Here is a 24,697-nt window from a genome sequence, read left to right as displayed (position 1 = left end):
TTTTAATGTCTGATCAATTGCTGCTTGGCTGCAAGTTCAATCACATGTCTCATCTGCTCTGCAAATGGCTCGGGATGTGTGTTGATGTACATGTGGCCTCCATCGAAATCGGTGCGTTCGATGGTTTTTGCCCATTTTAGCCAGCCGCTTGCATCCTTCATGCATTTCTCATCTTGTTTTCCATTGAATAAATAAACAGGTGTGTCGATGATCGATTGATCTGTGTGCTGAAAGGTTTCCAGTGCCCTGTAGTCTGCACGCAAGGATGGTGTAAAGTAATCCATCATTGGTTTGTTTTCTAGTAATTCCTTTGGAATCCCGCCCATTTCGGCAATATGCTGTACAAATGCGTCATTGGATAAATGCGTCAGCATCTGCCGTTTTGTTTGCGGGGGCTGAATGGCTGAGATCACCGCTGCTGCCGGATAAATCCCTTCTTTTTCTAGCAGCTGGGTTAGTCTGTATACCACAAGTCCGCCCATTGAATGTCCGAACAGAATAAATGGACGGTTCAATTTGTTCGTGAGTCCTTCTTTATACAGCTCTGCCAGCCTGTCAATGCTTGATTCAAGCGGCATGAGATTGGTGCCGTGCCCTGGGGGCTCTGCTGCTGTGAATTCGGCCATGTCTTTTAGCTGTTCAAAGAGCGGACGGTATGAGGCGGAATATCCGCCGGCAAAAGGAAAACAAATAAGCTGAATGAGATCTGAATTTTTTTCAAAGGTTTTAAATAACTGATTCATACGTCTTTACTCCTTTATAATCGTTTGAAGAATCCGTGCCAGTTCATCTGCCTGCGGTCTTTTCATCATGGTGACATGGTCGCCTTTGATGTGGTAATACGAGCACGACCCTTTCGTATAAGCCTCCCAGTCTGCGAACTTCTTCTGGAAATCGCTTGCGTGATCACTGCTTTGGACAATATAAAATGGCACAGGGAATGGTTCTTTTTCTAATTCAATGGCTTGTGACATGATCGTATTATGCGTTTGCATTTGCAAATATTTATCTAAATATTGATCATTCATGAATTGATGAACAACTTCATCCTTTTCTGCCTCTTTGAGTATTTTCTGCTTCACTTCTTGGAAGCTCAATCCTTGTAAAGCTTCTGGCTGAATGCCGACCAGATTCCCCATTCCAAGGACAAGTGCGAGCATTTTCACTTCTTCTTCGTTCATATCGGCATGAAGTGCCTGATCTGCCTCATCTCTTAGCACTGGCACCGTATCTAAAATGATGAGTCCTTTCGGTGCTTTTCCTGCATGAGAGAGCCGCTGATTCATTCCGTAGGCAAGATGTCCGCCCATTGAATGCCCTGCAAGATAGTCAATGCCCGGACGGTAGAACGTTTCAATAGCTTCAACAAAAAGGGTCACAAGCTCCGTGTAATGGAGAAATTGCGGCTCTTCATCCTCATATAGGCCAGGAGACTGCAAGGCGTACACAGCACCTTGATGTGTCATGAGCTTAGCAACATCAATATAGCCCATCACCGTTCCACCAGCAGGCGGTGCAAAGAATATTCTTGGTTCGGCTGGATCACCTTTTTTCAGCTCGATCACATAGTCCTTCGGAGACCTTTCGACGTTCTCAGCGGCTTCTGGTACTGCGTCCAAATGTGCGGCTAATTGCGCAGGCGCAGGGTGCATAAAAATCCATTTTGGATCAACACGAACACCTTTTTCTTTTAATTTGGCGACAGCCTGAATACTCATAATGGAATCGCCGCCCAGATCAAAGAAGGAGTCATGCATACCAACTTGCTTCACACCAAGCACTTCCTTGAAAGCTGCGACAATCCGCTCCTCCGTTTCGGTGACCGGTTTGTCGTCATCTTGGGAAAGGGAGATTGTTTCTGTTGGCTCTGGCAGTGCTTTTTGATCAACCTTCCCGTTCGTTGTCACCGGCATTTCATCCAGTACGACAAAGTAACTTGGAATCATATAGCCTGGCAGGCTTTCCTGCAAAAAGGCTTTCCAGCCCGGAACAGGATTGTCTCCGTTTGTCACAAGGTAGGCTGCCAGCCGTTTTGAGCTGCCATACGTTTTGGCGATGACTGTACATTCTTTGACTTGTGGATGCTTGAGCAGTGCTGTCTCAATTTCTCCGCATTCAATTCGGTAGCCTCTAATTTTCACTAGATGATCTTTTCGGCCGAGGTATTCAATGGTGCCATCTGACCGCCATGTACCAAGGTCGCCTGAACGATACAGCTTGTCTCCCTTTAGTTCAGGAAAAGGATTGTCAATAAACCGCTCCTTTGTCCGCTCTGGATCATGAAGGTAGCCTTTAGCAAGGCCAGTTCCACCGATATAAATTTCTCCTTTGACTCCTGCTGGTACTGGGTTGAGCGCATCGTCCAGTATGACAACAGTTGAGTTCGACACCGGCACACCAATTGGAACTGATTTTGCGCCTGCTGGCACATGTGTGACTTGATGTGTGGTGGCTAAGGTCGTGTTTTCTGTTGGACCGTAAGCATTGACGAGCACACCTTCCATATGTGGCAGTGCCTTTCGTGCATGCTCACTAGACATGGCTTCCCCGCCAACGAGTAATGTGCGGTAGCCTGCCACACTTTTTGGATCATGCTCCACCAATCGATTAAATAAAGCGGTTGGCAGACAGTTGGCTGTTACTTGATGGGTTTGGATGAACTGCGTTAATTCGTCCATATTCAGTGCTGCATATTTTGGGAGCAGAATCAGCTGACCGCCATTCAGCAGCATTCCCCATAATTCAAATGTAAAGGCATCAAAAGCATAGTTTGAGAGCTGAAGCATTTTGTCATCTGGACCGAGCTTTATATAATTTGTTTCTCTAACCAAGCGGACAACTCCTGCATGAGGAAGCATTACGCCTTTTGGTGTACCTGTTGAGCCTGATGTGTAATTAACATAGGCTATCTGGTCTTCACCTGTGATCGATGATTCTCTTTGATACACTGCATTTGTTTCTGGTATTGGCTTGTCCATGACGATCTTTGTACATGTAAAGTCTACTAGACGGTCTGCAAAATGAGACTGGGTGATGATCACATCGCTTTGCGTATCACGAACGATGAGACGGATGCGTGCATCAGGATATTCAGGTGACATCGGAACATATGCAGCACCAGATTTGATGATTCCTAGTACCGACACAATCATGTCAAAGGAGCGATCAAAAAGCATCGGGACAAGGGAGCCTGGTCCAATTCCTTTTGACTGCAAGTAAGCAGCAAGCTTTGTCGCCTTCTTATCCAAGGCTTCATACGTCATATGCTCATCCATATAGGACAGGGCAATACGATGCGGATCACGCTGCACCTGTTCTTCAAACAATTCTTGAAGCGTACGCTTTGGATAAGGCGTATCCGTTTGATTTTTCCCTATAATCATGGCCGCCTGTTCCGCTTTGTCCATTAAGCAATAATCAGTAAATGTACGCTCAGGCTGAGCCGTCATGCCGTCTAGCACATGGAGATAATAGTTCATATAACGATGGATGGTCTCTTGATCAAATAAATCCGTATTGTATTCCACATGAATCGACAGCTGCTCTTCCTGTTCAAATACATGCAGGGTGAGATCAAATTTAGATACTGTATGATGGACCATCACATGTTCACTTTTCAGCCCTTTAAGGTTTATATCAAGCGAATTGGTGACATACCCCATGGCCGCCTGAAAAATAGGTGACCGGCTTAAATCTCGATCTAACGAAAGGTCATCGACAAGCTTATCAAATGGATAATGCTGATGTTCAAACGCTTTTAATGTCATCTCTTTCACGTTTTCCAAGAGATCGGCGAACGTCTCTGCTGTTGAGACGTCCTGTCTCAGCGCAAGTGTATTCACAAACATCCCAACGAGCTGCTCTGATTCCTTGGCATCCCGCCCTGCAATAGGCGACCCAACAATGATATCTGTCTGTCCGGACAGCTTGTGAAGCAGGACGTAGTACGCAGACAGCATCGTCATGAACAGTGTCGTGCCCTGCTGCTTGGACAAAGCCTGCAAGCGGCGGATAAGCGGTTCATCCAATACGATTTGCTCTGTAGCACCGTTAAATGTTTGAACCGGCGGACGAGGGCGGTCAAACGGCAGATCCAGCACTGGAAGTTCACCTTGTAACGTATTGAGCCAATAGGTTTTGTCTGCTTGATGATGCTTTAATTGTTCATTTTCCCAATGTACATAATCTGTCCATTCGATTTCTAAGGCTGGGAGCTGCGGCGTTTCATCTGCAAGCAGTGCGTCATATGCCACTTCTAATTCCTGAATGAGCAGGCTGAGTGACCATGCATCTGAAATGATGTGATGCTGCGCGCAAAGGAGATAATACTCCTCCTTCCCCATATCTACTATCGTCCACTGCGCAAGAGGCCCTCTTTCTAAATCATAGACGCGTTCTGCCTCTTGCTGAATGAGCTGCTTCAGTCTTCTCGCTCTTGTTTTTTCATTAAATAACGAGAAATTTGCCACAGTCACAGATGGCGGAAGGTCTTCTCGAATGAGTTGGACCGGCTTGCCCCCAAGTGATTCGAATGTTGCCCGAAGTGCTTCATGCCGCTTTGTTAAAAGGCCAATCGCTTTTGTTAATGCTTGAATGTGTAATGATCCTGTCAGCTTCCAAGCACCTAATATATTGTAATGATGGCTCTTTTCTAATGTGGATAAGAACCAAATGCGCTTCTGGGCATGTGACAGCTCATAGCTTGTTTTCTTTTCAAGCTTTGGAATTTTGGCTTCCTGAACGGCTGGCGCCCCTTTGATGTCATCAATCATTTGCGCCAGATGTGCCAGATGTTTGCTTTCAAATAATATTTTTAAAGGCGCCTTCATTGAAAATTCATGATTGATCCGAGAAATGGTTTGAGTCGCCTTTAGTGAATGTCCGCCAAGGTCGAAGAATTGATCCTCTTTGTACACACGATCTACATCTAAAATATCCTCCCAGATGGTGGCAAGAACCTGCTCTGTCTTCGTTTCTGGCAATTGCTTTTCAAGGCTTAGTACGTTTTTGTCATGATTCAATTTGAGAGCTTCATGATCAATAGATCCATCTTGCTTTTTCGGTATTTCCTGTACTTGCTGAATGTCCCATTTGCCTTCTGCGACGCTCTTGATCTCTTCAACATGCACTTCTTTGCCAGGCTGAACAGTGTAAAAAAGCTTTTTCTCAAAGACCGGTATTGGAGCTGGCTGAAGATACCCGGCGATGTCTGGGTTTGCTCCATCCAATCCGATAAATAGATGCGCTTCATTCAGCCGAACACCTAGACATAATGAATGGAGACCTTGCTTCTTTCCAATCAATTGAAATCCCTTGCGAACGGTGAGAGCTGCTCCTGTATGCCCCTTAGACAAACCGAGATTATCCCACATACTGAAGTTCAAAGAAATCGCTCGTCTTCCTTGTTGAAAGTTGAGAGCGTGGGCGAGTCCATCTAAAAAGCTGTTGGCCGCAGAGTATGCCCCAAATGTCGTGCCGCCAAAAAAGCCATTGACCGATCCAAAAAAGACAAGCGGTACTGTCTGATCATACTTAAAGGCTTCCTGCAGCACCCATGCCCCGTCTGCTTTCCCTGACATTTCTTTGGTGAAATCCTCTTCTGACGTATGAGCCAGTGTATACTTGTCCGCCTGCTGAAAATGCTCAGACACATTGCCAGCACCGGCCAAATGCAGCACACCTCGGATCGATTGTCCAAAATGCTTTTCTGCTTCATAAATCGCCTGTTCGACGTCACATAAGTTGGTCACATCCGCTTGGACATAAATGACGTCACCAAAACCTTTTAACTGTAAGAAGGCTTCTTTCTTTTCCAAGCTGCCTTCCAGAGATGTCCGTCCAATCAAGACGAGCTTTAAGCCAAATTGGAGCATCTGCTTAGACAGCTCAAACCCAATCCCGCCAAGTCCTCCAGTCAATAAATAAAGACCTTCATATTCTAAAAACCCTTCTGTTTGAGATGATTCCATCATGTTGACTTTTTCCAGCTTTGGTACGAATCTGTCCCCATTTCGGTAAGACACTTCTGCTTTTATATGAATCGCAGACAATTCATCCGCAATATGCTTGGCATCCTGTTCTACATTCTCTGCTTCAATATCAAGGTGAGACACCTCTGCTCCTTCCCATTCTTGCGGTATGGTTTTTAGCAGGCCTACAAGCGGCGTTTTCTCCACATGAAGATCGTCTTCAGGTTGCACAAATTGACCACCTTTTGTCACAACGACAAAACGGATAGGCTCTTTATTTGCTTGTCTCAATGCTTGATACAAGTACAAAATGGATTGATTGGTGCTGGCATGCAGCTCTTTGAAATGCGCAGGATCAACGATGTCTTCTTTGTCTGACACATTCCACAGATGGAGCATGCGCCGGGTCTTTAGTTCATCTGCTTCAAGTGCTGCAATGAGCCTGACGTAATCCCCCTTGATTCTCGGGTTTATCTGATACATCCCTTTAGACAGACGCAAAAATTCATGCCCTTTTCTCACAGAAATATATGGCTGATTCTTTTGCTCAAATTGGGCGTAAAGCGATTGATAAAGTCCTTTTTCATCCTCGAAAACGAGTACATGGTCAGCAAAAGGCTGAGCTGGACCGATATTCTCCTTAGCCCAAATGCGTTTAAAAAACCAATCTGGGAGTGTTTGTTCATTTTCAGAAGCAAGATCCAGTGCCTGTTCAATGTCACGGAAGGCTCCATCTTTTAGTGCTGCGCCTAACTGGGCACGCTGGATTTTCCCACTCTCCGTTTTCGGAAATTGATCTTTTTTCACCGGAATGATGTGATCAGGCTCTATGCCGATTTTTCGAATGATGGCCTCTCTAATCTGTTGAATCATCGTGATTTGTTCCTCTATTGAATCCCTTTGTGAGACAAAAAAGACAGCAAGCGTGTCGTTGCTTGATTCGGGATTATAAATGCCGTATGCAGCGGCAAAGGTGACTTCAACCCCGTCCACCTCTTCTACAACCGCTTCAATTTCGTAATTTAAATAGTTTGCGCCGTTGATAACAATGATGTCTTTTTCTCGACCTGTCAGAACGAGACGCCCTTCGTGAATAAAGCCTAAATCCCCCGTGTGAAACCAGCCGTTTTCCGCAAATACTTCTTGATTGGCTTCCTCATTTTGATAGTAGCCCATCATAATTGTTGGGCTCTTCACCTGCAAGCGCCCAACCTGATCTTCTGGCAGCACCTCGTGATGCTCATCTACAATTCGAATCCATACAGACGGAATCGGTGTGCCGACTTCTGTAAACGTCATCTTATTCGGGTGATCGTGCGTCACATATTCGATCTCACTTGTTAATGAATTTTGATCAATCGTCAGCTGCCCATCCTGTTCCCCGTTCCGCATAAATTTCTTTGACTGAACAATGGCTGAGGATGTTTCTGACATGCCGTAAGCAGGTACCATCGCATGACGGCTTAATCCGTGCTGATCCATGATGTGCATGAAGCGCTGTGTGACTTTCGGGACAACTGCTTCAGCTGCATTCATGATATAAGTCAGAGTAGACAGGTCCCAGCTCCCTTTACGAATGTCCTCCTCATATTCATTCATCATGGCAAAAGCAAAGTTTGGCGCCCATGTTCTTGTCACACCGTATGTTTCTATCCAATCCAGCCACACCATCGGCCGCTCGATAAATTGATCGATGGATGGACTAATCTGCTGGCAGCCAAGGTAGATGTCATGTACATGAAACATGACAATTCCACCAACATGATCAAGCGGCATCCAGTTAAGCGACACATCCTCATGTGTAAAGCCGTTTACCTGCTCAAAAGCAATAATTCTAGATAAAATGCTTTGATGATGATGACGGATACACTTTGGCACACCCGTACTTCCTGAAGACAGCAGCTGCAGCACAGGCTCATCCGGCTCCGGCTCATAATGCTGTTCATCTGGTTCATACGCCAGCAATGCTTCAATTGTTAAGATAGGCATGTTCTTTGCTTCAAATGTCTCACGCAGCCCAGCAATGTCCTCAGCACTTGCTTCATTCGTAATAATGAAAGGTTCATTTTGCAGCTGAAACACGCCCTTCAGCTTATTTACACCTTGATTCATTTCATCATAAACAGGCGGCACGGAGACCGGGGTCGGAATGATTCCTCCGAGAATACAGCCCCAGAACACCGTGATAAAATCTTGATGATCTTTCAATTGAAGTAACACTTGATCACCGTTTGTCAGTCCTGCTGCCCTTAAACCGGACAGAACCCGTTCAGCGCTTGTTAGTAATTCAGGATAGGTTTGAGTCAACGTACGCCCGTCTTCTTTCAAATAAGTCACCCCGCGGTCTGGTGACATAAAAGCTGCTCGAATCAGCACCTCTGTCAGTGTGACAGGTGTGCCTGGCTTTTTGATCACATCTCCGCCATACACAAGTGCGGGCGGCTTCTCATGTACAGATGATTGCTTTGTCTCGCTCGCTTCCTTCTTCGAAAGCGATCCGTTCCCTTGAGTACGCTGTCGATTAGGAAACAGGTCATCTAAGTGATAGGGTGTTTGTTTTTCTGACTGACTTTCAATGAAAGCGGCCGCTTCCTCTACTCCATCTATAGCTTTGGTGCGCTCTTCTATCGTTCTTAATTCCTCTTGATCTATGATTTCAATCGAAAGCAGTGCCTCTGTGTCGACTGCTCCACTTTCTGTCTTTGGCAAAGAAGGTAATAAGATGAGAGCAGCTGGTACTTCATGAGGGTGAAGTGGACCTTTCATCAGATCCTCCCTTGTCAGCGAAGGGTCCTTCGCCTGTGCAAATAGCACAAGCGATAGACTGCCTTCTTGATTTTTCTTCGGAATGATGGCACATTCCTTAAGCGGAAAATGAAGCATAATGACTTGCTCTAATGCTTTGAGATCCATCCGTTTTCCGTTGATTCTGACGATATGATTTGCTGCATGTCCTTTTCGTCTACTCACTAACATCGTTCTTCTCCTCCTACATCCAATCCAAAATCTGAATCTTATTTTTTTCAGTCCAAACGCCGACATCCCCTGTCGGATAGAGGTATTCGCCAGTTTGATGTTTGAATGGATGCGGAATTTTATGCGTCTCCATCCAATCAGCAAGCTCCCCGCAAAGTGCTTTGATATCCTTTTCGCCGATAAAAATATCTCCAGGGAATCCTATCGGCATGAGCTGATGCTCTTCGCTCAGGACATATATTTCCGTCTCACAGGAAGGATCATGCACACCTGAATAGACCTCTTCTTGATCTGGGTACAGCACACTGACTTGTGCGTTTTTCGCCCAATCGGTGATCATCCGCTCTTTTTCTTCATTTGTCACGATCGTGAAGGAAGAGAGGGGTGTCTCCATTTGTTCTGTCATCGCTTCAAGTGTGTGGATCAGCTGCTGCATCAACGATTGTATTTGCTTTTCTGTATATTGATTGAGGCGATATGTGACCCGAAGCTCCAGCGTATCTCCCGGAACTGCCACAAGGGTCAGGTCATAGTTCGTTTCTTCATGACTCGCAATGTCTACAATACGCACTCCGTATGGCTCGATAGATTCAATCGGATAGTTTTCAAACACGACAATGCTGTTAAACAATGAATCTCCATTCGGGATGTGGGTCAGCTGCTGAATATCTGGCAGTACGGTATATTCGAATTCCCGCATCTGAAAAACTGTTTCCTGCGTATGTGCCAGCAGCTTGGAAATGGTCCACTCTGATGTGATCGGCAAACGGAGCGGCAATGTGTTAATAAAGAGCCCTGTCATGCTTTCAACCTGTGGTAAATCCGCCGGCCGTCCTGATACTGTCACTCCGAACACGACATCATCAGATCCTGAATGAAGATGCAAAAGCAGCCCCCATGCTGTTTGAATCAGGGTGCTCATTGTCACCTTCTGCTTGCCTGTCATCTTTTCGAGTTTCTCCTGCATCTCGGGCGTTAGTTTGATACTTAGCTGATCAACACCTGCATCTTCATCCGAAGCATGCCCATCGTCTCCTGGAAGTGGCGTGGCCTCCTCTACTCCTGACATATAATGTTTCCAGAACGCTAGCGCCTTCTCTTGATCCTGCTTTTGCAGCCACTCGATAAAATCTTTATATGGACGGACAGCAGGAAGATCCACCTCCCGTTCATCCACAAGAGAGCGGTACAAAGAAAAGGATTCTTCAATAAAGCTGAACAAGCTCCAGCCATCGATTAAAATATGATGAAAGCTAAAAACAAACGTGCATGTGTTTTCATTACGATGGAATAAGGCAATACGAATCAAAGGTTCATCCGTATCTTCTAGTTTGAAATCCTTTAAACGATCTGTTTGCAAATATTGCTCGATGGCTTCCTTCTGATCCGTTTCACTCAGGTGGCGCACATCGTGCTGAGTGAGGTGAATGCTTCCTTCTGATTGAATCAACTGAACAGGCTCCTTTAGCCCTTCCCAAGCAAATGTTGTCCGCAAAATCGAATGACGTTCCATAAGCAGATTCCAGGCTTTTTCATAGGCTGCACCGTCCGTTAAGCCTTCGAGCGTCATATGCACTTGACCAAAATACGCCTGTGACGCTTGATCTAATAAAGCATGAAACAGCATCCCTTGCTGCATTGGAGATAGTGGATACACATCCACTACATTGTCTGGGAGATCATCGATTTGCTTTTGCGTCAGCTGAACCATTGGAAAATCAGATGGCGTAAAACCGCCTTTTGTTTCTACACAATGCGTCAGAATATCCTCCATTTTTTCTTTGAATCGTTCAGGTAACAGGCGCACCTCTTCATACTGAAGCAGTTCACGATTGATCATAAAATTCATCTGAAGCTGACCGTTCACAACATATCCGTACACATCGATCAAATGCTGTCTTTCTGCTTTTGGATCATGTACATGTCCATTTCGTTCATCAGCTATATAAAGGTGTGTCTCACCGTCTATTTGATCTAACTGTCCAAGGTAATTAAAGCTCATCTGCGGCGCTGCCTTTTTGAGTAAACGAGATGCTGTCATGTATTGAAGTAAGCCATAGCCGATTCCCTTTTGCGGCACAGCTCTTAAGGTTTCTTTGACATCTTTGATTTGTCTCTCAACATCGGTTTGAATAAAAGGAATAAAAATAGGATAAGAGCTTGTAAACCATCCGACTGTTCGTGACAAATCCATCTGTTCAAATAAATCCTCGCGTCCGTGCCCTTCTAACGTAATAAGCAGCGGCTTTCCAACGGCTTGCGTGAGTCCTGATAAAAGTAAATCGTTTACCTCTGTTCGATACGCTTGAGATGCCTGTCTTAGTAAAATATCTGTTTGATCCTTCGTTAATTGAATAGACAGGATCTCTGCATGTTCTTCTATATTGAAAAGCGCAGGTGTTTGAAAAGGAGAACCCTCTTCCTCTTGACTGATGATATTTTGCCAAAAAGGAACCTGCTCTTGTAATTGATCGGTTTGTGCATATTCATAAAGAGCCTCTGCCCACTGCTGATAGGACGCAGTTTTCTTTGCAAGCGCGATTTCCTGCCCTGCCGCAAGCTGCTTCAGTCCATTTAATAGGTCTTCCTGTATGATGCGCCATGAGATTCCATCCATCACAAGATGATGGGCAGCGATAAAGAGTTCAGACATACCATCACTTGTGTGAAAAAGAACGGCTTTGATGACTTCCCCTCGCTCTAATGACAACGTTCCTTGACAAGCGGCGGTCTCCATGCGGATTTGTTCCAGCGCTTCCTCCTGAGAAACACTCGTCAGATCAAAGAAGGTGACACAAGGGGTGATGCCGGGCGCACGAGTGGTTTGAATCCACGAGCCATCTGCTGCTTTTGTATAAATCGCTCTCAGCATATCGTGATGATCGACAATTTTTGAGAGAACCTGTGTCAGCTGCTTGAGCTGTATGGATTGCTTGAATTCCATATGCGCAGATAAATTCCAGTAATCTTGGTTTATCAATGATTGCTCAAAGAACCATGATTGGATCGGAAGTAGACGAACTGCTCCTGTGACAGGCGACTGATCATAGAACGCAGCAGCATCTGACTTTTTCATAGCAAGTGCCAGTTGTGAAATCGTCTGTTTTTCAAATACATCTCTCGGCTGAATGACGTAGCCTTCCTGTGCTAAGCGCGCCACCATTTGTATGACAATAATCGAATCTCCGCCAAGCTCAAAGTAGTTATCATGTACGCCAATCGAAGGAGCGCCGAGCAGCTGAGTCCACACTTTTTCCAGTACACGTTCTTCCTCACTGAGTGCCTTGTCAGCCGGTTTGTCCACTTCTTCCTGTCTCCACTCTGGCGGCGGGAGACGTTTTTGGTCTACCTTGCCATTTGCCGTGAGCGGGAGTTCCTCCAGCTCTATTAATAGGCTTGGCACCATATAATCTGGCAGTATTTCTTTTAATTGATGGCGAATGTCTTGCGTGGTCACGCTGCCCTTTTGGACAAAATAACCGATCAATCGCTTGTGGCCACTCTCATGCTGATGCGGAATGACTGCACATTCTATGATGTCTTCAAAGCGCAGCATAGCGGCTTCAATTTCCCCGCATTCGACGCGGTGTCCGCGAATTTTCACCTGATGATCGATTCTTCCTAGGCAGTCGATGATGCCGTTTGGCAGCCAGCGGCCCATATCGCCTGTTTTATATAAACGCGCTCCTTCTTGGAAAGGATGCGGGATAAATGATTGTGATGTTTTTTCTTCATCTCCAAGGTAACCGAGTGCAAGCCCTGTACCGCCTACATAGATCTCTCCAATGACACCTTGCGGAACCGGCTGCAGCTGGTCGTCTAGTACATAAGCTTGTGAATACGCAATTGGCTGACCGATAGGAACCGCCACCTGCCCCTCATCCACTGCCCGAATGTGATGCACACAGGAGAACGTCGTATTCTCAGTTGGTCCATAGCCGTTTAAAAGGCCTTCAGGTAAATACGGCAGCGCTTTACGGATATGAGCAGCTGACAAAGCATCACCACCGACCAATAAGGCATTGAATCCAGATAAAGCTTCTGGATGTTCCTCTGTTAATCGGTTAAACAGCGGCACTGTCAGAAATCCTGTTGTGATCTTGTAAGATGTCAGCGTGTCAGCCAGCGTATCCATTGATAAAATCGTATTTCGATCGGTCAGTATCAGCCTTCCTCCGTTGAGCAGGGCTCCCCATATTTCATACGTAAAGGCATCAAAGGAAAAGCTAGCGATTTGTAAAATACGCGTATGTTCATCAAGGGTGACATAATCTGTTTCACATACAAGCCGGATGACCGCTTGATGCGGAATCAAAACCCCTTTTGGCTGACCGGTTGATCCTGATGTGTAATTGATATAAGCGAGTCCATCAGGTTTGAGGGCAGCAGGTTGGAGTTCTCCCTCCGATAAAAACTCTTCATATCCCTGATCAAGACAAATGAGCTCGGTTTGACTGATCGAGACTTGTTTCAGCCATTCATTTTTTGTTAGTAACAGCTGAATACCTGTATCCCTCAGCATATAATCAATTCGTGCATCTGGATATTCAGGATCAATTGGGACATAGGCCCCGCCTGCTTTCACAATCGCCAGCACCCCAAAAATCATTTCAGGCGACCTGTCGATCAGCAGCCCTACTGGTTCATGCGGCTTCACTCCTCGCTGCTGCAGATAAGCGGCAAGCCGATTGACTTTCTCTTGTAACTCCTGATACGTCCACTGGTCTTCCCCAGATTCGAGGGCAATCGCATGAGGTGTCTTTTTCACCTGTGCTTCAAACCTTTCTGTGATGAGAAGCGGGCCTGCTGGTTGTTCTGTTTTGCCGCTCCATTCATAGAGCAGCTTCTGCTTCTCTTTCTCTGGCAGATAATTCATTTGTCTGATCGGCTGTGCTGGATTTTCACAAATACACGCAAGCAGCTGTTCGTAGTAACGAAGCAACCGTTCCATCGTGTCGTCAGAAAATAAGTCTGCATCATACTCTAGTTTTAATTGAAGACCTTCCGCCCCTTCAAAAACAAACAGGGATAGATCAAACTTGGCCGTATCGTTATCTTCAATGGCTAAAACGGATGTCGCCTCACCCATCGGTGATGCTTCAAGAGGCAGGTTTTGCAGAACGAACATGACCTGAAACAGCGGCTGCTTCCCAGCCTCACGTACAATATTCAGTTCATCTACGACCATCTCAAACGGCACATCTTGATGTGCATAGGCACCCATTGTTGTTTCCTTCACTCGCTCTAATAGCTCTGTGAAAGCCGGATTCCCGCTATGATCGATCCGAAGTGCCAGCGTATTCACGAAAAATCCGATGAGCTGCTCCATCTCCGTCCGATTTCTCCCGGCAATGACGGATCCAATGACAAACTCATCCTGTGAAGACAATCGATGCAGCAAGGTAGAGAAAGCCGAAAGTAATGTCATATAAAGGGTGCTATCTGTTTTCTTAGAAAGAACCGCCAGCTGTTCTGATAACGGCTTCGACAAGCGGTATTTTTTCGTTTTTCCCCTATAGGATTGAACGGCCGGACGCGTGTAGTCATACGGCAGCATCAACTCTTCCACAGGTACCGCAAATTGCTCCTTCCAATAGGAAAGCTGCTTCTGAAGTGTTTCTCCCGTCAAATACTCCTTCTGCCATAGTGCGTAATCTGCATATTGAATCGGCAGTGATGAGAGATCAGGCTCCCTCCCCTCGATCATCGCTGTATACCATTCGGATAGCTCCCTTGCGGCAATGCCAATCGACCAGCCATCTGACACGATGTGGTGAATGGACATCAGCAGCAAATGATCTGTTTCTGACAGCCGAATTAATTTCGCGCGAAAAAGTACATCTTGCTCTAAGCGGAAAGGTGTGCCCGCTTCTTTTTTCGCCCAATCAGCCGCTTTTTGTTCTTTTTCTTCCTGTGATGCCAGTTCTGATACATCTACCACCTCAAGCGCTGGAAGAGTCATATGCTCATGTATGATCTGTACCGGTTCATCGCCGTTCATCGCAAAGGATGTTCTGAGCGATTCATGCCTTTGCATCATTTGCTGCAGGCTGCGCTGAAGCACCTTCACATCTAAAGGTCCATTCATCCGAAAGGAAATTGTATTATTGTATAATGGCAGATCGGGCTGTAATTGATAGAGAAACCACTGTCTTTGCTGAGCATAGGACATCGGAAGCTCCTGCCCCTTTTCTATTTTCCGTATCGGAATCGCTTCATCGGCTTCGGCATATGAATCAATCCAGTCCGCTAACTCTCCAAGCCTCGAATGCTCAAAAAGAACGGCGAGCGGCACGTCAAATCCCGTTTTCTGCCTAACAGCTGACAGCATTTGCGTTGCCTTGAGTGAATGACCTCCGAGTAGAAAGAAATGATCACCACAGCTGATGTTTGAAACATCAAGCAGTTCGGACCAAATGTGTGCCAAAAGTTTTTCCGTCTCAGTTTGAGGTGCTCTGTCCTCTGAACCCTGTCCATTTTCCTCTATTAATTCATTGAAATGCACTTCGTCCGGCATCCCATCCTCTGTTTCTTTCCAGTATTCTTCAGGATATAGATGTACGGAACATTCCGCAGATAGACGAGACTGTATACACGTATAAATGGACTGATACAGCCTTTCTTCAATAGCCTTTGTTTGATCGGTCTTAAAAAAGACATATACGGCCTGCTCAGTTTGTATCTCCCCCTGTATCATTTCTTGAATTTCCTGCTTCGACCGATCCAACCCGATATAAATGAGAGGAGCATCTGTCATCAAGCATGCAAGCATTGTTTGAATGCCTTCCCGCTTTGGAATCGGGAGGTAGCCTCTTTCTTTTAGCATGCCTTTAATCATTGAGCCTTCACTCATTCCGGTCTCATCCCACATACTAAAGCTAAAGCAATACGGCTTTACTGTAGAGGTCAGCCTCTGATAATGAGCAAATTGTTCAACGAACTCATTTGCCGCGCAATAAGCGCCAACGGTCATCCCGCCCTTTAACGTTCGAGCTGAGGAGCTAGAAAGGAATAAGACATTCTGCCGCTTAGAAGCTGCTTCATGTAGCGCAATCGTGCCATATACCTTCGCTTCGTACATCGCATGTAATGACACAGACGTCATGTCACGAAGCAGCTCTTCTTGAATGATGCCAGCGAAATGAATAACGCCATGCAGCCTTTTGCCTAAAGCCGCCTCCTGTTTTGAGATCAAGGCTTCAATGGCTTTTGCGTCAGTGATGTCCACCTTTTCATAAAGAACTGTACCGCCGCGCTTTTCCGCTAGTTTCTCAAGTGAAATTAATACGTCTTGCTGCTCCACAGATAAAGCCTCTCTCTCCTTTCTTCCAACCAGCACAAGATGCGCTTGATAGGATGTCAGCAGGTGCTCACTCAGCAACCGCCCAATGCCGCCAAGTCCGCCTGTTATCACGTAAAGCCCGGATGATTCAAACGGCGGCTTCTTCCTCCTTTGTTCTTTTTCCAGATGAAGCGGCGTTAAAAGAGGAGTATAACGAACACCTTCGCGATAAGCGGCGATATGATGGCTTGTGTCATGTGTAAGCTCTGTCATGATCGATGATGCATGAGAACGGCCTGCATCTGATTCTGCCAGAGAAAAATCAAGACACCGCACCTTGATAAACGGCCATTCATGCTGAACAGCTGTCAGCAATCCTGCTGTCGTTGCTTTCTCCACATCATGTGTTTGATCTTCCGGCAAATTCATCGCATGAGCAGAGACAAAGGTGATCTCTACTGGCTCCTCATAGACAGCGATCGCTTTTGTTACATATAATGCACTCATGCTGCCAGTTTTCTGCGCTTCTTTTGCCAACGCTGCATGAAGTGTGTCTTCTTGAGTTGTGTAGTTCCAAAGGTGAATGATTTGTTTCACCGAAACGCCATACGAACGGAGCGTCTCAAAGAGTTGTTCGTAGTCAGACGGCCGATTCGGGTGGATGATGAATTGTGTATGTGTGAGTTGTGTGAATGCTTGACCCGGTTCAACCGTAATAAAGGTTTGTTCATTGCTTGAAAGGGATCTCAATTGATCTGCCAACCCTAAAGTATCTGCAAAGATCACCGTGTTCCCTAATGTTTGTTTTTCAGCTTCATGGAGCGGAGCAGGGATCCACTTCTTTTGTAAACTCCAATCAGGCAAGGTGTGTTCATTTTCAAGTCTGATGTCCAGCTCCTTGATGATTTCATCGAATTCGCCTTCCTGCCATCGCTTCTTGAGCTGTGCCCTCTCTATTTTTCCAGAGCTTGTTTTCGGAAAGGCATGCTTCTGGACAGGGATCACGCGCGATGCAGATAGCCCCATTTTTGTTGCAATATGGGATTTAATATTTTGACTTGCCCTCATGATATAAGAAGGTTCATACAGCTTCGGTGTAAAAAAGAGAATCAGCTCGTCGGATGCAGATGCTTCCATCCGAGCGGAACAAGCGGCTACAAAGCTCGTTTCGACGCCGGGTACTTCCTCTGCAATGACTTCAATTTCATAGTTGTGATAATTTTTCCCGTTGATGATGATCATGTCTTTTTCTCTACCGGTTAATGTCAGCCTTCCTTCGTGCAGGAAGCCTAAATCCCCCGTGTGGAACCAGCCGTCTGTTTGAAAAACTTCTTGATTCGCTTCGTCATTCTTGTAATAGCCCTTCATTGTCGTCGGCCCTTTAATTTGCACACTGCCAATATGATCTTCGGGAAGAAGCTCATGCTGATGGTTAACGATACGAATTGTAATACCCGGAATTGGTCTTCCCAGCTCTGTAAAGCTGACGGTTCCTGTCTCCCGTGCCTCCGCTGGTCTTAGCTGCTCTGTGAGTGATGTTTCCTCAAAGGTTAGAACCCCGCTGCTTTCATCTCCCCGCTCTATCGCAAAAGAGAAGACAACGGCTGAAGAGATTTCAGACATGCCGAATGCTGGTCTAATGACGTCTCCCTTTAAGCCGTGCGGAGCCAGCAAGTGTAAAAATCGGTGAATCGTCTTCGGTACGACCGCTTCTGCCCCATTGATCATACAGGTCATAGCAGAAAGATCCCAAGATCCTGACGAGATGTCTTTCTCATAATCATTAATCATCGCAAATGCGAAGTTAGGCGCCCATGTCTTCGTTGCACGGTAGCGGTCCATCCAGTCAAGCCAGCGCAGCGGCTGAGCGATAAAATCATCTGTTCTTGCCCGAACCTGCTCACAGCCCGTGTACACATTGACAAGGTGAAACATCACAATACCGCCAATATGATCTAAGGGCATCCAGTCTAACGACACATCCTCTTGTGTAAACCCATTGGCTGCCACTGTTCCTTTGACATTCGCCAGCACGCTTCGATGAGAATGCTCTACGCATTTGGGCATCCCTGTACTTCCAGACGTTAAGATAAAAAAGACTGAATCATCCGGTGACGCTGGATAAGCTTCTCTATCTCTTTCTAAAGAAAGCATCGGCTCAACGGCTGCGACACTTAACTTATCTGTATGCCACAATAAAGCTAATCCTTGCACCTCATCAATCAGCGAGTCATCTGTTAAAATGAGCGGATGCTCCAGCAGGTTCCACGCATGATGAAGCTTCTTCACGGAGGCATTCATTTCCCGATAGGTCGGTGCAGCGGACACTAGTGTTGGAACAAATCCGCCTAACACACACGCCCAAAAGGCTGTTACCATCGCATGATTGGATGAAAACTGAAAGAATACAGGATCACCCGGTTCAAGTCCTAACGCCCTCAAACCTGTCAGAACCCGCTCGGCATCCTCCTTTAACTGCGCGTAGGATTGTGTGAGTTCATTTTCACTATTGACGATATAAGTCAGCCCATTTTTTGTTTTTGCCGCCTCTGTTAAGGCGTCCTGCAAGGTTTGGGCTCCTGCCTTAACATCTAGATCCCCTCCATAGGAAAGGGCGGGCGGCATGTCCGCTAAAGCAGGGGAAGCCATTTGCATCTGTATCGATTCAGCTGCGGCCTCCTGCTCCATGTGATTGTCGAGAAATAAATGAGAGAGGTGATATGGCCGCGGTCGAATGGTTTTTTCATGAGAAAAAACAGCGAAGCGTTCGATTTCGTTGGTTTGTAAAATCGTTCTCTGTACATCTTGTAAAATCGTATCCATTGATTCATGTACATTTGATTTATTTATAATTGATGGTTTCATATGAGTTCCTTTCCTTTTTTGACAGGCAAGGATGCCAATATGCACCCCTGCCTGAACTAAAGTTTACAAAACGGCTTCTCTATTTTTTTGATTCACGATCTTTTGGATCAGCTGGGCATTTTGGGCTGCACATTCTTTGTTTTTGAACATGTCAGCGTGTTGACCGTAGCCTTGATAATAGCGATAAGCACCGGTCGTCGCCTTTTCCCAATGATCCATCCAGTCTGGAATCTCAATTTGCTCTTCTGATTGGATGAAATCAATATCTGCTTGTATCTTTCCTTGATTCACCCCCTTAACAAATGTTTCATAATAAGCCCGCGTTTTTTGAGCAAGCGCTTCTTGAACGAGCTCTTCTTGGGCAAGTTCACTTTGCTTTGATTGATGAACAATCGCTTCGATATCGTCCTCGATGGATCGTCCTTCTAAATCACTTTCTCCAATTTTCTTATAGGAATCGATCATGATGACCTTTTCCACCGTCCGTCCTGCTTGTTCAAGCGATTGAACGAGATCAAAGGCCAGATAGCACCCGCCAGAGTAGCCCATCAAAGTCAGCGGCCCTTCAGGCTGAAGGTGCTGAATATGCTGAACGTATTGCGTCATGCGGTGATCATCTTCAATAAAATCAAAGGCGATCAAACGAAGACTATCGAGCGTTTTGGCGGCTTCCTGATAGATAAAGCCATAGCCCGGTAATGGCGGAAGAGCAAAGACTGTTGGCGTTTGAGATTCATTGAATACAAGATAGCCGGCAGCTTCATGATCCTGCTGTTGAATATAACGGCTGATGGCTTCAATTGTAGGCGTCTCAAACAGCAAGTGAATAGGCACCTGAACATCGAATTCCTTCGACACCTTTGATAAAAGCGACATCGCTTTTAAAGAATGACCTCCAAGCTCAAAGAAATGGTCATCTGTACTGATATCATCTCGTTCAAGCACTTCACGCCACATGACAAGCAGCTTTTGTTCTACCTCATTTGCCGGAAGCTTCACATGGCGGTTTCCTTGAGGCGCTTCTGGCTTTGGCAGCTGACGTTTATCAACTTTTCCATTTGGTGTCAGCGGCATTTTCTCAAGTCTGATCAGCTCATGAGGCTGCATGTAAGCCGGAAGTTTCTCCTTCAGCCCTGACTTGATCACATCAACTTTGTCCTTCCACTCCTCCTCACATGTCATATAGGCAAGCAGTCTTGTATGCTGCGAGCCATGCTGATCCGTTATAAGGGCAGCTTGCTTTACGCCTGGATGCATGAGAAGGTGGGCTTCAATTTCTGTCAGCTCAATTCGGTGGCCGCGAATTTTCACCTGATCGTCCACTCTGCCTGCATACTCAATCAGACCATCTGCTCGAAAATAAGCCAAATCTCCCGTACGATACAGCCTTTCTCCCGCAGCAAATGGATGTGTCATAAAGGCTTCTTTTGTCAGATCAGGACGATTCAAATACCCCTTCGCAAGCCCTTTGCCGCTGAGACAAAGTTCTCCGACCATTCCAATCGGCTGAAGCTGTCCTTGCTGGCTCAATATATAAGCACCCGTTTGGTTAATCGGCTTTCCGATTGGAATAGAATGCGCTTCTATCGGCGGAGCTTCATCTACAGGATAATAGGTGGCAAAAACGGTTGATTCGGTTGGGCCGTAGACATTGATTAGTCTGCCTTTTCCCATGACATCAAAGGCTTTTCTCACATGCTGTACAGATGCACGCTCCCCTCCGAATAACACCTTGCGCACACTGTGCATCCAATCGGTTTCTTCATCAACGAGAAGATTAAATAAAGCAGTTGGAACAAACATGACAGAAATGCTTTCTCTTTTAATGAGCTCCGTCAGCTCATGCATATCTAAAATGGTGTCTTTTTTCGGCAGGACAAGCTTTGCCCCATTTAAAAGCGCACCATATACATCAAAGGTAAAGCCATCAAATACGCTGTTGGATAGCGACAGCAGTGTGTCTGTTTCTGAAATGGTTAAGTAGTTCGTATTTTTGACCACCCGGGCAATATTGGAATGGGTTGTCATGATGCCTTTTGGCTGACCCGTTGTACCTGATGTATACATGATATATGCCGTATCGTGTAAACCTGCTTCTAGCGGCAGATTCTCTGAGCTCATAAGTGAAATTTCCTGATCATCTGCAAACAGATACGTACCAGTAAACCCGAGTCCCTTCGCCTGACCAATAAAGGATGAGTGAGTCAGGAGATGCGTCGCTCCGCTGTCTTTAAGCATGTATTGAATGCGGCTTTCTGGATAATCAGGATCAATTGGCACATAGGCTGCGCCTGCTTTTAAAACAGCAAGCAGACTGACAATGAGTTCAGGTGTTCGATCGGCTAAAATGGCGATGACCGTTCGATGTTCAGCCCCATTTTTTTGCAAATGCCTTGCCAATCGATTGGCCTGTTCATTCAGCTCGGCATATGTCATCGTTTGCTCTTCTGCTGATAGTGCCACTGCATTTGGCTGTTTGCCCACATTATGCTCAAACCATTTCGATAAATATAATTGGTCATGCTCAAGCTCAGGTGCATTCCATTCCTCAAGAATCTGCTGTTTTTCCTGCTTCGTGACGAGCGGGAGTGTATGAACCGATTGATCGGGATGCTTGACCGCCTCATTTATCAATAGACTGAGCTGTTCCTTTAACTTGTGAACAAATTGAGGATCAAACGCTCTTTTGTTAAAGGCCAGCTTCAATAGCAATTCTTCTCCAGGCGATGCGAGCAGATTGAGATCATAGTTTGATTTTTCATAGACATTCATGTTCTCCACCGTGAACCCTAACCGTGCCTCTTGCTCGTCCTTCTTTGCGGCTGGGACATTTTCAAACACGACAATATGATCAATGAGCTGCTGCTGACCTGTCTTTGCCTGAATATCATAAATGGGAATATATTGGTGCGGCTCGGCTGCCAGAGACTGCTGCTGTGTTTCTGACAGGAGTGCACGAAATGTCATGTGCTCTGTCAGCTGAATTCTTCTTGGTATGACATTGATGAACAATCCAACCATCCTGTCAACGCCAGCCAAGTCTGCCGGGCGTCCTGACACAACTGTTCCAAACAGCACATCATTTGACCGCTGATACCTGCTCAGCAGAACCGACCAAACGGATTGAAGCGCACTGCTTAACGTCGCATTTTGCTGCAACGCTAACTCTGACAAAGCAGCCGTTTCTTCTTTGCTCATGGACCATTCAATTTCGCCTAATTCATGTTCATTCGTTTGTTTTCGCTGTTCTTTAAAGGTTGATTGTCCATCAAACCCTGCTAATGATTGCTGCCAATATTGAAGTGATGCTTGTTTATCTTGTTTTTCCAGCCACTTTATATATTCTTTATATGGTTTGACCGGTTCTAGCTTATAAGGAACGTTATGTAAAAGTGCATGGTAAATCGCAAACAACTCCTGCACCACAAGTCCAAAGCACCAGCCATCCAGAAGGATATGATGATAGCTCCATATCCAGCGATAGCTGGCAGAACCCGTTTGGAAAACAGATGCCCGCATGAGAGAATCCTTCGAGAGGTCAAATCCTCTCAACTGATCCTGTTGTTTGAATTTCTCGATACGTTCAAGCTGTTCGTCTTCAGAAAGATCTTGCAAGTCCACAACATCAAGTGTAAAAGGACGCTCCTTTAGCACAACTTGGACAGGGCGCTTTACTTTTTCGTGGAGAAACACGGTACGAAAAATATCGTACCGCTCCACGATGATATTCATGCTTTTCTCAAGTAAGTCATGATGCAGTGTGCCCTTAACGTTCATATCCATTTGCTCTACATAGAAGCCCTTTTCTTGATGATGGAGGGTATGAAACAGCATTCCTTCTTGCATCGGTGACAGATAATACATGTCTTGAACTTGATCCCTTTTAAATTGACTCATCTATTTCATCCTCCCTTCCTATTTTTATGACTGATCTCGTGTGTTGTTAAGTCAATTTCTCCTCAAGCATGTCAAAAATGTCGTCCATTTCATCCATTTCAAGGTCAGCCGCAGAGAAGTCACTTGGCGTAAATTCCCGTTCGTGCTGCGCTAAGCAATGGGTGATGATGGATTGGATTTTTTCCTTCAACAATGCCATGAACTGCTGTATCGTCTGTTCTTCATATTCACTTGCACAATAGGAGCAAGACAAAATGAATCGATTGTGTTGAACAAGACCACTAAGGTTCAGCTTATAAACAGCTTCCGAATCTGGGCTTGCTTGTCGTCCCATATCATGGATGGACGGCCCAAAGAGTTCTGTCGTCACTTCCTGATCAATCTGTCCAAGATAGTTCAAGCTGATTTCAGGATGTACATGGTGCCCTGACGGTTCAGTGGCTGTCATGTATTTTAAAATCCCATAGCCAATCCCTTTATTTGGCACACGGCGCAGCATTTCTTTCGTTCCTTTAATAGCATCAGCTATGGTCTGATCCGGCTTCGCTTCAAGAACAACTGGATACATACTCGTAAACCAGCCAATTGTGCGAGAGACATCCAGCCCTGATAAAATATCCTCTCTTCCATGACCTTCAAGCTGCACATGTACATGGGACTCACCTGTCCACTCTTGAACAGCAAGACCAAGAGCACATAAAAGAATATCGTTCATTTCCGTTGTGTACGGCAGATGAATATCGGTCAAAAGATGCTCAGTTTCTGTTTCTGTCAGCTGCATTTGAACCGATTTGGTTTCGGCAACTCTTCTTTTCGTCACTTCATGATCAACAGGTAATGCGGTTAATGGTTTGCTTTCAATTTCTGCCCAATACTCCCGCTGACTTTTTAATGGCTGTGACTGTGCATAACGTTCAATGGCCTCTGCCCATTCTTTAAAGGAATGAGTTTTCAGCGGCAGGACAAGGGCTTGTCCCTGAGATGCCTGCTGATATAGAGACATAAAGTCCTCTAGTAAAATTCGGCATGAGACACCGTCAATAACTAAATGGTGTGTCACGATGAGTAAATGATCGCCATCTTCCGCATGGAAACAAATCACTTTCATCAATGGACCTGTTTCGAGGTTCAGCTGACGCTGATACTCATTGGCAAATGTGGAAATTGCCTTTTTCACATCGTGCTCTTTTGAGACATCATGAGAAATAATCGCTATCGGTTCCGGTAGCTCCCGCTGGTTGTATTGCAGGATGCCGCTATGTTCCTGCTTGTATACCATACGCAGTGCATCATGATGTGAAAGTAGTTTTTGCATGACTTGTTCTGTAATGGAAAGGTCAAATCCATTTGGCGCATGAAGCATCATCGAGAGATTCCAATGGTGCTGATCGCTGAATGCTCGTTCAAAGAACCAGCGCTGAATCGGTGTTAAAATGACTTCTCCTTCGACAGATGATTGGTCGGCTGTGAGAAGATCGGCTTCCTCGATATATGGGCGCAGCTCCGCAATCGTCGGGTACTGGAATAGAAGTTTCATATCGAGCTTCCAGCCTGCTTGCGTGAGTCTGCTTGCCATTTGGATACCTTTAATCGAATCTCCGCCAAGGAAGAAGAAGTGATCGTGAATACCGACTTGGCTGACGCCAAGGACATCTTCCCAAATGCCGCAAAGCAGTGTTTCAACTTCGTCTCTTGGTGCTTCGTATAT

General features: G+C 45.7%; 5 protein-coding genes. All 5 read right to left on the bottom strand.

The genetic code is table 11. The annotated features are described in order from the left end of the window. Positions 1-2: 2 nt before the first annotated feature. A complete protein-coding gene (locus AC20OE_RS15895; protein ID WP_099662892.1) occupies positions 3-743 on the bottom strand; it encodes a thioesterase II family protein in 741 nt (246 codons plus the stop codon). A 6-nt stretch (positions 744-749) separates the two neighbouring features. Next, positions 750-8,945, bottom strand: coding sequence for an amino acid adenylation domain-containing protein (locus AC20OE_RS15890; RefSeq protein WP_487269001.1), 8,196 nt, complete (start codon positions 8,943-8,945; stop codon positions 750-752). A 13-nt stretch (positions 8,946-8,958) separates the two neighbouring features. After that, positions 8,959-19,092 (bottom strand): non-ribosomal peptide synthetase, encoded by a 10,134-nt coding sequence (locus AC20OE_RS15885; protein WP_487269000.1) that lies wholly within the window; start codon positions 19,090-19,092, stop codon positions 8,959-8,961. 63 nt (positions 19,093-19,155) lie between these two features. Then, positions 19,156-22,989, bottom strand: coding sequence for a non-ribosomal peptide synthetase (locus tag AC20OE_RS15880; protein ID WP_487268999.1), 3,834 nt, complete (start codon positions 22,987-22,989; stop codon positions 19,156-19,158). 46 nt (positions 22,990-23,035) lie between these two features. Beyond that, positions 23,036-24,697, bottom strand: a 1,662-nt coding sequence (locus tag AC20OE_RS15875) for a condensation domain-containing protein (protein ID WP_487268998.1), incomplete at its 5' end; no start/stop codon positions are given.

The organism is Bacillus sp. SRI_025, from assembly GCF_057592095.1.
This window is presented reverse-complemented; position numbering and strand designations above follow the sequence as displayed.

Bases quoted from the DNA above. Each gene is read 5' to 3' on its own strand.
- AC20OE_RS15880 (WP_487268999.1), bottom strand. From the start codon at position 22,989: ATGAGTCAATTTAAAAGGGATCAAGTTCAAGACATGTATTATCTGTCA.
- AC20OE_RS15895 (WP_099662892.1), bottom strand. From the start codon at position 743: ATGAATCAGTTATTTAAAACCTTTGAAAAAAATTCAGATCTCATTCAG.
- AC20OE_RS15885 (WP_487269000.1), bottom strand. From the start codon at position 19,092: ATGAAACCATCAATTATAAATAAATCAAATGTACATGAATCAATGGAT.
- AC20OE_RS15890 (WP_487269001.1), bottom strand. From the start codon at position 8,945: ATGTTAGTGAGTAGACGAAAAGGACATGCAGCAAATCATATCGTCAGA.